Origin of the sequence: Ichthyobacterium seriolicida, from assembly GCF_002369955.1 — a bacterium.
In the GTDB taxonomy this organism is placed as follows: domain Bacteria; phylum Bacteroidota; class Bacteroidia; order Flavobacteriales; family Ichthyobacteriaceae; genus Ichthyobacterium; species Ichthyobacterium seriolicida.
On sequence record NZ_AP014564.1, the window covers coordinates 1,781,530 to 1,794,729 of the forward strand.

At 35.9% G+C, this 13,200-nt stretch carries 10 protein-coding genes, 2 tRNA genes and 2 rRNA genes; 5 read left to right on the forward strand and 9 right to left on the reverse strand.

Translation table 11 applies throughout. From position 1 onward, the window contains the following. The first annotated feature begins 5 nt into the window (after positions 1 to 5). The 5 genes from fabD (at position 6) to JBKA6_RS06835 (ending at position 5,260) form a co-directional block, all read left to right on the forward strand. Positions 6 to 887, forward strand: a complete 882-nt coding sequence (gene fabD / locus JBKA6_RS06815; RefSeq protein WP_096687109.1) for an ACP S-malonyltransferase — start codon at positions 6 to 8, stop codon at positions 885 to 887. A gap of 66 nt (positions 888 to 953) precedes the next feature. Further along, complete coding sequence (locus tag JBKA6_RS06820; protein ID WP_096687111.1) at positions 954 to 2,063, forward strand: Mrp/NBP35 family ATP-binding protein; 1,110 nt, start codon at positions 954 to 956, stop codon at positions 2,061 to 2,063. Between the two features lie 16 nt (positions 2,064 to 2,079). Beyond that, positions 2,080 to 2,319, forward strand: a complete 240-nt coding sequence (locus JBKA6_RS06825) for a NifU family protein (RefSeq protein ID WP_096687113.1) — start codon at positions 2,080 to 2,082, stop codon at positions 2,317 to 2,319. Further along, on the forward strand, positions 2,320 to 4,149 hold the full coding sequence (locus tag JBKA6_RS06830; RefSeq protein ID WP_096687115.1) for a 2-oxoacid:acceptor oxidoreductase subunit alpha: 1,830 nt from the start codon (positions 2,320 to 2,322) through the stop codon (positions 4,147 to 4,149). A gap of 100 nt (positions 4,150 to 4,249) precedes the next feature. Beyond that, on the forward strand, positions 4,250 to 5,260 hold the full coding sequence (locus JBKA6_RS06835; RefSeq protein ID WP_096687117.1) for an NAD(P)H-dependent flavin oxidoreductase: 1,011 nt from the start codon (positions 4,250 to 4,252) through the stop codon (positions 5,258 to 5,260). 119 nt (positions 5,261 to 5,379) lie between these two features. Here JBKA6_RS06835 and tsf read toward each other — a convergent pair whose 3' ends face one another. The 9 genes from tsf to JBKA6_RS06880 form a co-directional block, all read right to left on the reverse strand. After that, on the reverse strand, positions 5,380 to 6,213 hold the full coding sequence (gene tsf / locus JBKA6_RS06840; protein ID WP_096687119.1) for a translation elongation factor Ts: 834 nt from the start codon (positions 6,211 to 6,213) through the stop codon (positions 5,380 to 5,382). A gap of 15 nt (positions 6,214 to 6,228) precedes the next feature. After that, on the reverse strand, positions 6,229 to 7,098 hold the full coding sequence (gene rpsB, locus JBKA6_RS06845) for a 30S ribosomal protein S2 (RefSeq protein ID WP_096687121.1): 870 nt from the start codon (positions 7,096 to 7,098) through the stop codon (positions 6,229 to 6,231). Between the two features lie 97 nt (positions 7,099 to 7,195). Next, complete coding sequence (rpsI, locus tag JBKA6_RS06850) at positions 7,196 to 7,582, reverse strand: 30S ribosomal protein S9 (RefSeq protein ID WP_096687123.1); 387 nt, start codon at positions 7,580 to 7,582, stop codon at positions 7,196 to 7,198. Positions 7,583 to 7,585: 3 nt separating this feature from the next. Continuing rightward, positions 7,586 to 8,041, reverse strand: coding sequence for a 50S ribosomal protein L13 (gene rplM / locus JBKA6_RS06855; RefSeq protein WP_096687125.1), 456 nt, complete (start codon positions 8,039 to 8,041; stop codon positions 7,586 to 7,588). 133 nt (positions 8,042 to 8,174) lie between these two features. After that, the gene (locus JBKA6_RS06860) at positions 8,175 to 9,200 is read right to left on the reverse strand and encodes a hypothetical protein (protein ID WP_096687127.1); all 1,026 of its coding nucleotides are present in this window, start codon (positions 9,198 to 9,200) and stop codon (positions 8,175 to 8,177) included. A 545-nt stretch (positions 9,201 to 9,745) separates the two neighbouring features. Continuing rightward, positions 9,746 to 9,855 (reverse strand): 5S ribosomal RNA (rrf, locus tag JBKA6_RS06865). Between the two features lie 99 nt (positions 9,856 to 9,954). After that, positions 9,955 to 12,854: ribosomal RNA gene (locus tag JBKA6_RS06870) — 23S ribosomal RNA — on the reverse strand. A 68-nt stretch (positions 12,855 to 12,922) separates the two neighbouring features. Further along, a tRNA-Ala gene (locus tag JBKA6_RS06875) sits at positions 12,923 to 12,996 on the reverse strand. Positions 12,997 to 13,023: 27 nt separating this feature from the next. Beyond that, positions 13,024 to 13,097 (reverse strand) — tRNA-Ile (locus tag JBKA6_RS06880). Between the last annotated feature and the right edge of the window lie 103 nt (positions 13,098 to 13,200).

Consider the following 13,200-nt stretch of genomic DNA (forward strand, 5'->3'; position numbering starts at 1 on the left):
TATAGATGAAAGCATACATATTTCCAGGACAGGGATCTCAATTTGCAGGAATGGGAAAAGATCTCTACGAAAAACACCCTCTAGCTAAGGAACTATTTGAAAAGGCATGTGATATATTAGGATTTGATATATTAGATATCATGTTCAATGGCACTGCAGAGGATTTAAAACAGACTAGAGTAACTCAACCCTCCATTTTTTTACACTCTGTCATTTCAGCAAAAATTAAAGAAGATAGCTTTCAACCCAATATGGTAGCTGGTCATTCTCTAGGAGAGTTCTCTGCTCTTACTGCAGTGGGAGTTTTATCTTTTGAAGATGGATTAAAATTAGTTTATCAAAGAGCCCAAGCAATGCAAGAGGCTTGTGAGTATAAATCTTCTACAATGGCAGCAGTAATAGGTTTAGACAATGAAACAGTAGAGCGAATATGTAGTGAGATGACCGAAGGAATTGTAGTTCCTGCCAATTACAATTACGATGGTCAATTAGTTATTTCTGGAGATTCTAACACGGTAGAAAAAACCTGTGAAATTCTTAAAAAAAATGGAGCCAAAAAAGCTGTTATATTAGCCGTTGGAGGAGCTTTTCACTCTCCTATTATGGAACCAGCCAAAGAAAAACTGTCTATAGCTATATCTAATACCGAGTTTAAGGATTCTATATGTCCTATATATCAGAATATTACAGCTAAGGGGATGAGGGATAAGGAAGATATAAAGAGAAATTTAATAGCTCAGTTAACAGCTCCAGTTATGTGGTCTCAATCGGTTAAACAAATGATGGTAGATGGAGCTACAGAGTTCATAGAAGTAGGTCCTGGGAAAGTGTTACAGACTATAGTAAAGAAGATAAATCCAAATATGCAAGTATCCTCTATCATGTGATTTTTTAATTGAATTGTGTTGAATAATTATATTTGCGCTTGTTTAATCTAAATTAGAAATGCTTTTATGGATATAACCAGATCTTATATCATAGAAAAGCTCAGATTAGTATATCCGCATAATTCCCATAGAAATATAGTTGATGTGGGGATGATCAAAGATGTTGTCATCTCTCCCAATTCAAGTCTAGTTGAGATAAATGTTGCTTCAGCCATTCCGGTTATGCATATAAAGGAAAAGTTAAAGAATGATATACTTAAAGTCTTGTCAAATTCCTTGAATGAAGGAGTTGATATAAAAGTAAATGTATCTCACAAATACTCTAGCGACTCTAATATTAATAATATAAAAAACGTCGTATGTATAGCCTCGGGCAAAGGAGGAGTAGGTAAATCTACTGTGTCTTCTAATTTGGCTGTATCTCTGTCAAAAAAAGGATTTAAAGTAGGTCTTATAGATGCTGATGTCTATGGGCCTTCTATGCATATTATGTTTGGTGTGCCTTTTGAAAAGCCCTATTCTGTTAATATAAAGGGAGAGAATATGATAAAACCTATAGATAGTCACGGCGTAAAGCTCTTATCTCTAGGTTTCTTTACAGAAGAGGGCAAAGCTATTGTATGGAGAGGTCCTATGGCCACTAAGGCCCTGACGCAAATGATACACAAAGCACACTGGGGAGAATTAGATTTTTTGCTAGTAGACCTCCCTCCTGGAACGAGTGATATACATTTATCACTGGTGCAGCAGGTATGTGTAACTGGGGCTATTATAGTTAGTACTCCTCAGCATATAGCTATATCCGATGTTAAAAGGGGAGTAGAAATGTTTCAATCTGATGAGATAAACGTTCCAATTTTGGGTGTAGTAGAAAACATGTCGTATTTCACTCCACAAGAGCTGCCAGAGAATAAGTATTACATTTTTGGCAAAAATGGAGTCAAAGACATATCTGAAGATTTAAATATTCCTTTTTTAGGACAGATACCATTAGTTCAGAGCATTAGAGAGTGTGCTGATGTTGGAATGCCTATAGTTTTACAAGAAAATAATCCCAATACTGAAATATTTTCTGATATTACTGATAGATTTTTAGAAAAATTAGACTTCAGAAATAAGAACATAAAAAAGACAGAAAAAGTTAAAATAACTGGCATGTCTGGATGTTCCAAATAGATATTTATTTTGAAAAATGAAAAGAGAAAAAGAATTAGAGTTAATAGATAAAGCTTTGGATGAGATACGTCCTTTTTTAAAATATGACGGAGGAGATGTTTCTTTTGTTTCATTGGAAAATGATATTGTAACAGTTAGATTGGAAGGAAATTGTACCCATTGCACTGTAAATACTATGACCTTAAAAGTAGGTATAGAAAATACTGTAAAAAAATATTTACCAAATATTAAAGAAATTAGAAGTATAGATGACTAAATGTTAATTAAAAAAAAGAAAGTCACTATATTATTTGCTGGAGATTCTGGGGATGGGATGCAGTTTATAGGCAAAGAATTTGCTGATACTGTAGCTGCCTCGGGTAATGATTTATCTACATTACAGAATTTCCCTGCTGAAATAAGAGCCCCTGCTGGAACTGTTGATGGAGTTTCTGGTTTTCAACTAACTTTTGGAAGTTCTTCTGTATATTCGGTAGAAGGAAAGTTCGACGTATTAGTTTTGATGAATGTCGCAGCTTACAAAAGCAATATTTTCAGACTTAAAAATAGAGGGCTGATAATAGCTAATACATCTGGTTTTAATAAAAAAAATCTCAGATTATGCGGTTATGAAGATGATGAAAACCCTTTGGATGACGATAAATTAGATTATAAAATATACAAAATAGATATTGATAAGATCACTCAAAAGATCTTAGAAGAAACAAGTCTTAGCAAAAAAGATTCTTTCAAGATTAAAAATATGTTTGTCTTGGGCTTTGTATATTGGATGTATGGAAAACAGATCGATCACACTATAGATTTTTTTAACTCTAAGTTTAAAGGACAACCAGATATCTTAAAAGCGAATATAAGAGCTTTGGAGGCGGGATATAACTACGGTAATACCGTTGAAGTAGTAGAATACAGATTCCAGGTAGATCAGGCTTCTAGAGAGAGAGGACTATACAGAAATATAACTGGTAATGAAGCTATTTCTATAGGTCTCATAGCTGCGACTTATAAATCTGGATTAGATCTATTTTACAGTAGTTATCCTATAACACCAGCTTCTGAGATTCTACATTTTTTATCCAAGAGAAAAAATTTTAATGTAAAGACTTTTCAAGCTGAAGATGAGTTAGCTGCTATTTGTGCAATCATAGGAGCTTCTTTTGGAGGAGCCTTTGGAGCTACTGCTTCATCAGGTCCAGGCATATCTCTGAAGATAGAGGCTATGGGTTTGGCTGTGATGTTAGAGCTGCCTATTTTGGTAATAAATGTACAAAGAGCAGGACCATCCACAGGTTTACCTACTAAGATAGAGCAATCAGATTTATTACAAGCCATGTATGGGAGAAATGGAGAGGCGCCCATACCTATAATAGCTGCCAAGTCTCCGTCGGATTGTTTCGATGCCACTTATGAAGCTGTAAAAATAGCTGTAGAATTTATGACTCCTGTACTACTTCTATCCGATGGATATATAGCAAATGCTTCAGAACCTTGGCTATGTCCTGATCAAGAAAAATTAAAAGTTATAAATTCTAGTATTAAACAACACGATCCCAGTAAAAAATTTTCTCCTTATTCTAGAGATGAAAATTTAGTTCGAGACTGGTTAGTTCCTGGAACCCCTGGAGGGGAGCACAGAATAGGAAGTCTAGAAAAAGATATAGAAACTGGAAATGTGAGTTATGATTCTGATAATCATCACTCCATGATAAAGATAAGAGAGGCGAAGATAAACAACATAGCAAAATACATTCCATTACAGGATATTGATAATAATAAAGTAACTGCAAAAATTTTACTTTTGGGTTGGGGATCCACTTACGGAACTATAAAAACCACTATAACACAATTAGAAGAGGAGGGTATAGATCAAATAGCTCATATTCATATAAGATATATTTTTCCATTTCCCCCAAACTTAGGAGAGTTATTAAAAAACTACGAAAAAATTATAGTACCAGAGATAAATAACGGACAACTCTCTAAATTGATAAGAGATAATTATCTAATAGACACTATCGCTTTCAATAGAATAAAAGGGATTCCAATAGAGATAGAAGAACTGAAAGATGAGATAAAAAGGCATCTATAATAGATAGTGTCTTCTATGTTTTATTTAAAAACATATTTTAAAATTACTTACATTATATTTGCTCAGTCTCGCTATACATAATGAACAATAATATAATGATATGAAAATAGACAATCGTCTCACAAAAATGCTAAACATAGAGTTACCTGTAATTATGGCTCCTATGTTCTTAGTGTCTAATGAAGCTATGGTAAAGTCAGCTATTGACAATGGTATTGCAGGTTGTTTTCCTAGTCTAAATTTCCGTAAAGATGGAGAATTAAAACAAGTTATAGACAATCTGATTGTTCATAACAATGATAATAGTTTTAAAAAAGGGACTTTTGGAGTAAATCTAATAGTACAGAAATCTAATCCTTTGTACAAAAAACACTTGTCTATATGTGTTGAAAGAAAAGTTCCTTTTTATATAACTTCTCTAGGAAATCCAAGAGAAGTTATAAGGGAAGCACATAATTATGGAGCTAAAGTATTTTGCGATGTTACCAACATGGATCACGCCCAGAAATGTTATGATATGGGATGCGATGGTTTCATAGCTGTAGGCCAAGGGGCTGGAGGTCATGCAGGAAATTTTTCTCTGCAGTTATTGGTTCCTTCACTCAATAGAAAATTTCCAGATAAAATAGTTATTTCAGCAGGGGGCATAGCAAATGGTAGTGGCATTGCTTCCATGCTCGCATTAGGTTCTGAGGGAGTCTCTATTGGCACTTTATTCATAGCTTCCAAAGAAGCTACTGTTAGCCAAGAATATAAAGACGCCATATTAGATGCTAAAATGAAAGATATTGTTTTAACTGAAAAAATTTCAGGCACTCCTTGTACTATAATAAATACGGAGTATGCAAAAAAAATAGGTTATAAGCAAAATTGGTTTGAACGTTTGATTCAACGTAATAAGACAATAAAAAAATACTTTAAAATGCTAGTGCAACTCAGAGGAATGAAAAAATTAAACGAATCTGTAAAACCTGGCAGTTATAAGACCTTGTGGTGTGCTGGTCAATCTGTAGAATTAATAGACAAGGTTAAATCCATTGAAACTATAGTTGAAGATTTACGTAATGAGATGAAAATAGCTATAGATTCTTTAAATAAAACCATATCTTAACACATATGGGGCAAGAGATGAAATAAAAAACTATTTGCCCTTGCAATAAAAAAAAGCGGGACCAAACAAATTTAAAATTGTAGATCCCGCTTTAACCGAATTAAATATAGAACTCTCTTCTATTCTCCTATAGCAGATCTTTTAAAAGAAGTTAGCTTTAGGTTAGGATTGTGTTTTTTTACATAATCACCAACTGTTAGATCTTTGTCCTTTATAAATATTTGATTTACCAAAGTATTATCCTTGAAGAACTTATTGAGTTTACCTTTAGAGATACCCTCTAAAATATCTTCAGGTTTACCTTCTCCTCTCAATTGCTCCTTTATTATTTCTAATTCTTTTTCAATTGTCTCTTTTGAGATATCTCCTTCATCTAGAGCCAATGGATTCATGGCAGCTATCTGCATTGCTACGTCTTTCCCAACAGACTCTATGCCTTGTGTTTTCTCAGAAAAAGAAACAAGAGATGCTATCTTGTTGCCAGTGTGTATATAGTGACCCACAAATGGAGATGTAATTTTATCAAAGGTGCCTATTTCTATTTTCTCACCTATCACCCCAATTTGTTTGGATATTTCTTCCTCTACAGATATACCTTCATAAGAAGCTTTCAAAAATTCCTCTTTTGAACTTACATCAGATTTTAGAGCCAAATCTACAAAGCTATCTGCTAGCTTTATAAAATTCTCATTTTTCGCTACAAAGTCCGTTTCACAATTAAGGGATATCAAGACTCCAATATTTCCATCATCATTGACTTTTGCTAAAACAACCCCTTCAGATGAATTTCTGTCGGACCTCTTAGCTGCAATTTTCTGGCCTTCTTTTCTTAGAATTTCTATTGCTTTATCAAAATCTCCATCAGCTTTCACCAAGGCTCTTTTGCAATCCATCATTCCAGAACCTGTAATCTTTCTTAAGTTATTAACTTCTGTTGCCGTTACTTTTGACATTGTTAGTATACTTTATTATTTGTTTACTTCTTGTTCAACACTATCATTTTTTGTATCATCATCAGACTTTTCAATCTTTTTTGATAATTCTTCTTGCTTGTTATCAGCCTTCTTAGTAATTCTGGCTTTCTTTGTTAACTTAGCATCTTCGGCAGCTGTATCTTTTTTAGGCAATCCCTCTTTTTCTTTATCAGAGACTCTTTGCTTTATTCCTTCCTCTATGGAGGAAACCACATATTCTAAAATTTTCTTTATAGAAGTAGAAGAGTCATCATTTGAAGGAATTGGAAAATCTATATTAATAGGATTAGAGTTTGTATCTACCATACCGAATACTGGTATGCCTAATTTTCTAGCTTCTTTAACTGCTATGTGTTCTTTTTTTACATCTATCACAAATAACGCTCCAGGTAACCTCATCATATCAGATATAGATCCAAATATCTTATCTAACTTTTCCCTCTTTCTGTCTATTTGTAGTTTTTCACGTTTAGAAAAAGTTCCGAAGGTGCCATCGTTTTTCATCTTGTCTATCAACTGCATCTTCTTGACAGTTTTTCTTATAGTAGAAAAATTTGTCAATAAACCACCTGGCCATCTTTCAGATATGAAAGGCATATCAATATCCTTTATACTTTCTTTTAGAATATTTTTAGCCTGTATTTTTGTAGATACAAATAGAACTTTTCTCCCATTAGACACTATCTTTTTTAAGGCTTCTCTAGCTTCTTCTAGTTTAGCTGCAGTTTTTCGAAGATTTATTATATGAATATCATCCTTTTCCATTAGGATATATGGTTTCATATTAGGGTTCCATCTTCTAGTCAAGTGTCCAAAGTGGACTCCCGAATCCAATAATTCTTTAATTTCTACTTTATCTGACATATTTTTTTTGCTTATTTTTTTTCAAAAAAATAAAATGTGTAGAATTCTATATCTCACATAATATCTTTCTAGTAAAATAAAAACTGTATTTAACAAATTAACGCTTACTAAACTGGAATCTCTTACGCGCTTTCTTCTGACCTGGTTTCTTTCTTTCAACCATCCTAGAGTCTCTAGTCATCAAACCCTTTGCTTTTAAAGAAGGCTTATTCTGATCGTCTAGCTCGACTAAAGCCCTAGAAATAGCCAAACGAATTGCTTCGGCTTGACCTGTAAACCCACCTCCTACTACAGTTACATTTACATTGTATTTGCCCTGATTATCTGTTATTATCAACGGTTGTTGAACTTTGTGATTTAAAATTGCCGTTGGGAAATAAGAGCTTAACTCTCTTTTATTTATAGTTATATCTCCTTTCCCTTCCGATAGGAACACACGAGCTACAGAAGTTTTTCTCCTTCCTATTTTATGTATTGTTTCCATATACTATTTTATTTCGTCTAAATTTATCTTTTTAGGTTTTTGAGATTCCTTATCGTGAGAGCCATCTGCATAAACGTACAAATTCTTGAATAGAGCACTGCCTAATCTGTTTTTAGGCAACATTCCTTTCACAGCTTTTTCAATTAGTATGGCAGGATTCTTTTTGAATACTTCATTAGCCGTAATCTTTTTCTGACCTCCAGGATGACCTGTATGTCTTATATAAGTCTTATCAGCCCATTTATTTCCTGTCAATTTAACCTTGCTTGCATTTATTACAACTACATTATCTCCACAATCCACATGAGGAGTATAGTTTGGCTTATATTTTCCACGTATTAACTTAGATACTTTTGAAGCTAAACGCCCCAAAGGTTCCCCCTCTACATCTACTAAGACCCAATCCTTTGTAGCTGTCTTTTTGTTGACCGAAATAGTTTTGTAACTTAAAGTGTTCACCTGCAAATAAATTTTATAAAAAACTGAAATGTCGCAACAGCACTATGACCATATGCAACCGCACAAAGGTATTATTTTTTAGTAATATTTCAATTAAAAAAAATAATTAAATACCGATAATTATTCTTTCTTATTAAGTAGCTTTATATGTAAATCTATAGAACTTCTCTGTTTTTCCATCCTGAGCTACTACCTTAAAATCTATACTTTGATCAGCATTTGCATTTACAATCCTAATACCAGTAGTTATTGGATTAGCTCCTGTTTTGCTGCTGTGTACCCCCTCGGTCAATATAGTAGCTCCATTGGGAAGAACCATAGCATCAACTTTAAGAACATTACCATCTGTGATAGTAAAACCCGTATCAACATGAGTAGTTTTTGTAAACTTGTATTCTATAGGCTCAACATTGGTCCTTCCCTTGTCAATAGTATTTTGTTCAGGATTTAAAAGCAATGCTCCGTCGGTAAAACCAGAAGCATCACTCCTAATTTTACTATTAACATTATTATTAGCATTTTTAGCATTGATATCAGCTTTTCTAATAGCAAACTTAGTTATACTACAATCATCTGAAGGAATACTATGAATGAGAACTATCTTATATAATTTCTCAGCTATAACATTAGAATATTTATCTTTTCTACTGAGTTTTAAAATATGAGTAATTCCTTGTTTTTTTTTTAAATCACTATGGAGTAGCTTAAGCGTGATGAAATAATCTAAAGAAGTAGCATCAGGGGCAAGTGGAGCTGTATTTTCTCCTATATAGATACTCAGACCAGGTTTTTGCTTAAATGTAACCTTAGATTTAAGTGTTGCATTACTCATATTTAACCTAGTATTAAATGGAACAACCACTTTGATAAGGCTATCTCTTTGAATAATTGCATTAAACTCTGTGCCCAATGTAGCATATGTATCAGCAGGAGTCTTTTTGATAAAAAGAGCTTTATAGACCTCAGTGGCAGCAGTGGGATTTGCTGGGATGCTATTTCCCTCTTTTGTAAATACAAAACTTTTAATACTAATGGCTAGTTTTTCTTTTGTATCTGTTTCAGGTGTATCTTCTGTTTTACGTCTTTTAATACATGAAATAACTACTAAAACAAGCGTTATTGATGATAAAATATTTTTTAAATTTCTCTTTGTTTTCATGGTTTAAGTAACCTGATCATCAATAGATAAAAATCTGAATCCTTTGGCTAAAATAATAGTAATTATCCATTTTGAGATTATTTTCTCTACAGTATATTTTTTATTTGAAGTGATAATTTTAGAATCTACAAACCTGAGTTCGATTAATAAAATCACTTGAATCCTTTAAATTTATTGGGGTTTAAGAGGTTGCTAACGCAGTTATTGGAACCCTTTTGTATACTTATGAGACGATTTAATGGCATTTTGACACTTTTTGCACAAAAACATTCAATTTATCACAAATATGAGTCTCTTTAATCCTAGTTAATTCAAGACTTTAAAGCGTTTTTAGCAAACAAATTATTAATCGAACTCAGGTTACAAACGAAATACCAGTACATTTTCTATTACAATAATAGTCCTGCCATTGTGATTCTTATTTAATTGAGAGATTTCTATATTCTAAAATGTTTTTATACAATATAAAAATGACTAATAATTAAGTATCCATATAAACAAAAAAAGGTTCGTATTCCACAAAAGGAACACGAACCTCTATTAAAAAATAGCGACGACATACTCTCCCGAAAAATATCAGTACCATCTGCGCTATTGGGTTTAACTTCTCTGTTCGGAATGGGAAGAGGTGAGAACCAATGCTAACATCACTATTTAATCTCTAAATGAGAAAAATAACAAAATCTATTATTTATACATCTCATCTAACTTTATATAACATAAATTAGGGTGTCCAAGAGAGAGATTATCATTCAAATGAAAAACTACGGGCTATTAGTACTGCTCTGCTTTGACATTTCTGCCTGTACACATACAGCCTATCTACATCCTGTTCTCGAATGGCCCTTAAAAAGAAATATCATCTCGTGGTCAGTTTCGTTCTTATATGCTTTCAGAACTTATCTTATCCAGACATAGCTACTGAGCGATGCAGTTGGCACCACAACTCATACACCAGAGGTCTGTCCAACTCGGTCCTCTCGTACTAGAGTCAGATCCACTCAAATTTCTAACGCCCTCTACAGATAGAGACCGAACTGTCTCGCGACGTTCTGAACCCAGCTCGCGTGCCACTTTAATGGGCGAACAGCCCAACCCTTGGGACCTTCTCCAGCCCCAGGATGTGACGAGCCGACATCGAGGTGCCAAACCTCCCCGTCGATATGAGCTCTTGGGGGAGATAAGCCTGTTATCCCCGGCGTACCTTTTATCCTTTGAGCGATGGCCCTTCCACACGGAACCACCGGATCACTATGCTCTAGTTTCCTACCTGTTCGACTTGTTGGTCTCACAGTCAAGCATCCTTATGCCATTGCACTCTACGCACGGTTACCAAGCGTGCTGAGGATACCTTGAGAAGCCTCCGTTACTCTTTAGGAGGCGACCACCCCAGTCAAACTACCCACCAAGAAATGTCCTCGATCTCTCGAGTTAGGCTCCAAATAATTAAAGGGTGGTATTTCAAGGACGACTCCACTGTACCTAGCGATACCGCTTCGTAGTCTCCCACCTATCCTACACATTAATTATCCGAAGTCAATACTAAGTTGTAGTGAAGGTGCACGGGGTCTTTTCGTCCCGTAGAGGGTAATCGGCATCTTCACCGATACTACAATTTCACCGAGCTCACGGTTGAGACAGTGCCCAGATCGTTGCACCATTCGTGCAGGTCGGAACTTACCCGACAAGGAATTTCGCTACCTTAGGACCGTTATAGTTACGGCCGCCGTTTACTGGGGCTTCAATTCAATGCTTCTCTATAAATAGATGACATCCCCTCTTAACCTTCCAGCACCGGGCAGGTGTCAGACCCTATACATCATCTTACGATTTAGCAGAGTCCTGTGTTTTTGATAAACAGTCGCCTGGGCCTCTTCACTGCGGCTTCTCCACCTAATAAATTAAGCGAAGGAAGCGTCTCTTCTCCCGAAGTTACGAGACAATTTTGCCTAGTTCCTTAACCGTGAATCTCTCGAGCGCCTTAGGATACTCTCCTCGACCACCTGTGTCGGTTTGGGGTACGGGTTGTTATAATCTGATGCTTAAAGGTTTTTCTTGGAACCCATTACCCTCATTATCACTTCCACCGAAGCTTCAGTGTACTATCTGACTTCAGCTATTTCTACGGATTTGCCTATAAAAATAATACCTTTGTCATTCAACGTACTATTCCGTCAGTACGCAGAGGTTTCACTAGTCCGTCACCCTATCGCAATTATAACAAGTACTGGAATATTAACCAGTTGTCCATCGACTTTTCCTTTCGGATGCGCCTTAGGCCCCGACTAACCCTGAGCTGATTAGCATAGCCCAGGAAACCTTGGTCTTGCGGCGTGTGGGTTTCTCACCCACATTATCGTTACTTATGCCTACATTTTCTTTTCTATACGCTCCACATCTCTTCACAAAAATGCTTCAGCGCATATAGAATGCTCCCCTACCACTAATTATAAATTAGTCCATAGCTTCGGTAATGTGTTTATGCCCGATTATTATCCATGCTCTATCGCTCGACCAGTGAGCTGTTACGCACTCTTTAAATGAATGGCTGCTTCCAAGCCAACATCCTGGATGTCTCTGCAATAAAACCGCGTTTTTTCAACTTAACACATATTTGGGGACCTTAGCTGATGGTCTGGGTTGTTTCCCTTTCGGACACGGACCTTAGCACCCATGCCCTCACTGCTGTAAATCATGTTATAGTATTCGGAGTTTGTCTGGAATTGGTAGGTGATGAAACCCCCGCATCCAATCAGTAGCTCTACCCCTATAACACTTTTGTCAACGCTGCACCTAAATGCATTTCGGGGAGTACGAGATATTTCCGAGTTTGATTGGCCTTTCACCCCTACCCACAGGTCATCCGAAGGCTTTTCAACGCCTACCGGTTCGGTCCTCCATACTGTGTTACCAGTACTTCAACCTGCCCATGGGTAGATCACTCGGTTTCGCGTCTAATCCCTCTGACTCTATACGCCCTATTAAGACTCGCTTTCGCTACGGCTACTAATCTTAAATTATTAACCTTGCCAAAGAAATTAACTCGTAGGCTCATTATGCAAAAGGCACGCCGTCACAATTAAAATTGCTCCGACCGCTTGTAGGCAAACGGTTTCAGGTTCTATTTCACCCCCTTATTCAGGGTACTTTTCACCTTTCCCTCACGGTACTAGTTCACTATCGGTCTTTCAGGAGTATTTAGCCTTAGCGGGTGGTCCCGCCTAATTCGTACAAGATTTCTCGTGTCCCGCACTACTCAGGATACTGCTTACTATTATGCTAACTTGCCTATACAGGACTATCACCTTTTACAGTCTATCTTTCCAGATAATTCTAGTTCGTCGCACATAGATATTTGCAGTCCTACAACCCCAGTTAATCCTAGAATTAACTGGTTTGGGCTTTTTCGCTTTCGCTCGCCACTACTAACGAAATCACATTTTGTTTTCTTCTCCTCTAGGTACTTAGATGTTTCAGTTCCCTAGGTTTGCTCCTTTAAAAGGTGCTATATCTTCAATATAGCGGGTTTCCCCATTCGGATACTTACGGATCTATTCGTATTTGCCAATCCCCGTAAATTTTCGCAGCTTATCACGTCCTTCGTCGCCTCTGAAAGCCTAGGCATCCACCGTTTGCCCTTAACTTATTTTTCACTCGAGTTCGATTACCTCTCTCTCGTTTCCTAATATGTCAATGTACTATTATTATATCTTAATAACTTGTGGAGGATAACGGAGTCGAACCGATGACCTCCTGCGTGCAAAGCAGGCGCTCTAGCCAACTGAGCTAATCCCCCTGATAAAACATATACCTAATATAATTGTAGTCTCAAGCAGATTTGAACTGCTGACCTCTACATTATCAGTGTAGCGCTCTAACCAGCTGAGCTATGAGACTATACACGTCCCTTAACCCTAACGGGATGCTGTAAGTTGTACCTATTATTACTCTCTTTACTAATAAATAGCAAAACAGTATAGTATATCATAATAATTATATA

Excerpts from the sequence above, each read along its gene's own strand:
- fabD (WP_096687109.1), top strand. The coding sequence starts at position 6 with ATGAAAGCATACATATTTCCAGGACAGGGATCTCAATTTGCAGGAATG.
- JBKA6_RS06820 (WP_096687111.1), top strand. The coding sequence starts at position 954 with ATGGATATAACCAGATCTTATATCATAGAAAAGCTCAGATTAGTATAT.
- JBKA6_RS06825 (WP_096687113.1), top strand. The coding sequence starts at position 2,080 with ATGAAAAGAGAAAAAGAATTAGAGTTAATAGATAAAGCTTTGGATGAG.
- JBKA6_RS06830 (WP_096687115.1), top strand. The coding sequence starts at position 2,320 with ATGTTAATTAAAAAAAAGAAAGTCACTATATTATTTGCTGGAGATTCT.
- JBKA6_RS06835 (WP_096687117.1), top strand. The coding sequence starts at position 4,250 with ATGAAAATAGACAATCGTCTCACAAAAATGCTAAACATAGAGTTACCT.
- tsf (WP_096687119.1), bottom strand. The coding sequence starts at position 6,213 with ATGTCAAAAGTAACGGCAACAGAAGTTAATAACTTAAGAAAGATTACA.
- rpsB (WP_096687121.1), bottom strand. The coding sequence starts at position 7,098 with ATGTCAGATAAAGTAGAAATTAAAGAATTATTGGATTCGGGAGTCCAC.
- rpsI (WP_096687123.1), bottom strand. The coding sequence starts at position 7,582 with ATGGAAACAATACATAAAATAGGAAGGAGAAAAACTTCTGTAGCTCGT.
- JBKA6_RS06860 (WP_096687127.1), bottom strand. The coding sequence starts at position 9,200 with ATGAAAACAAAGAGAAATTTAAAAAATATTTTATCATCAATAACGCTT.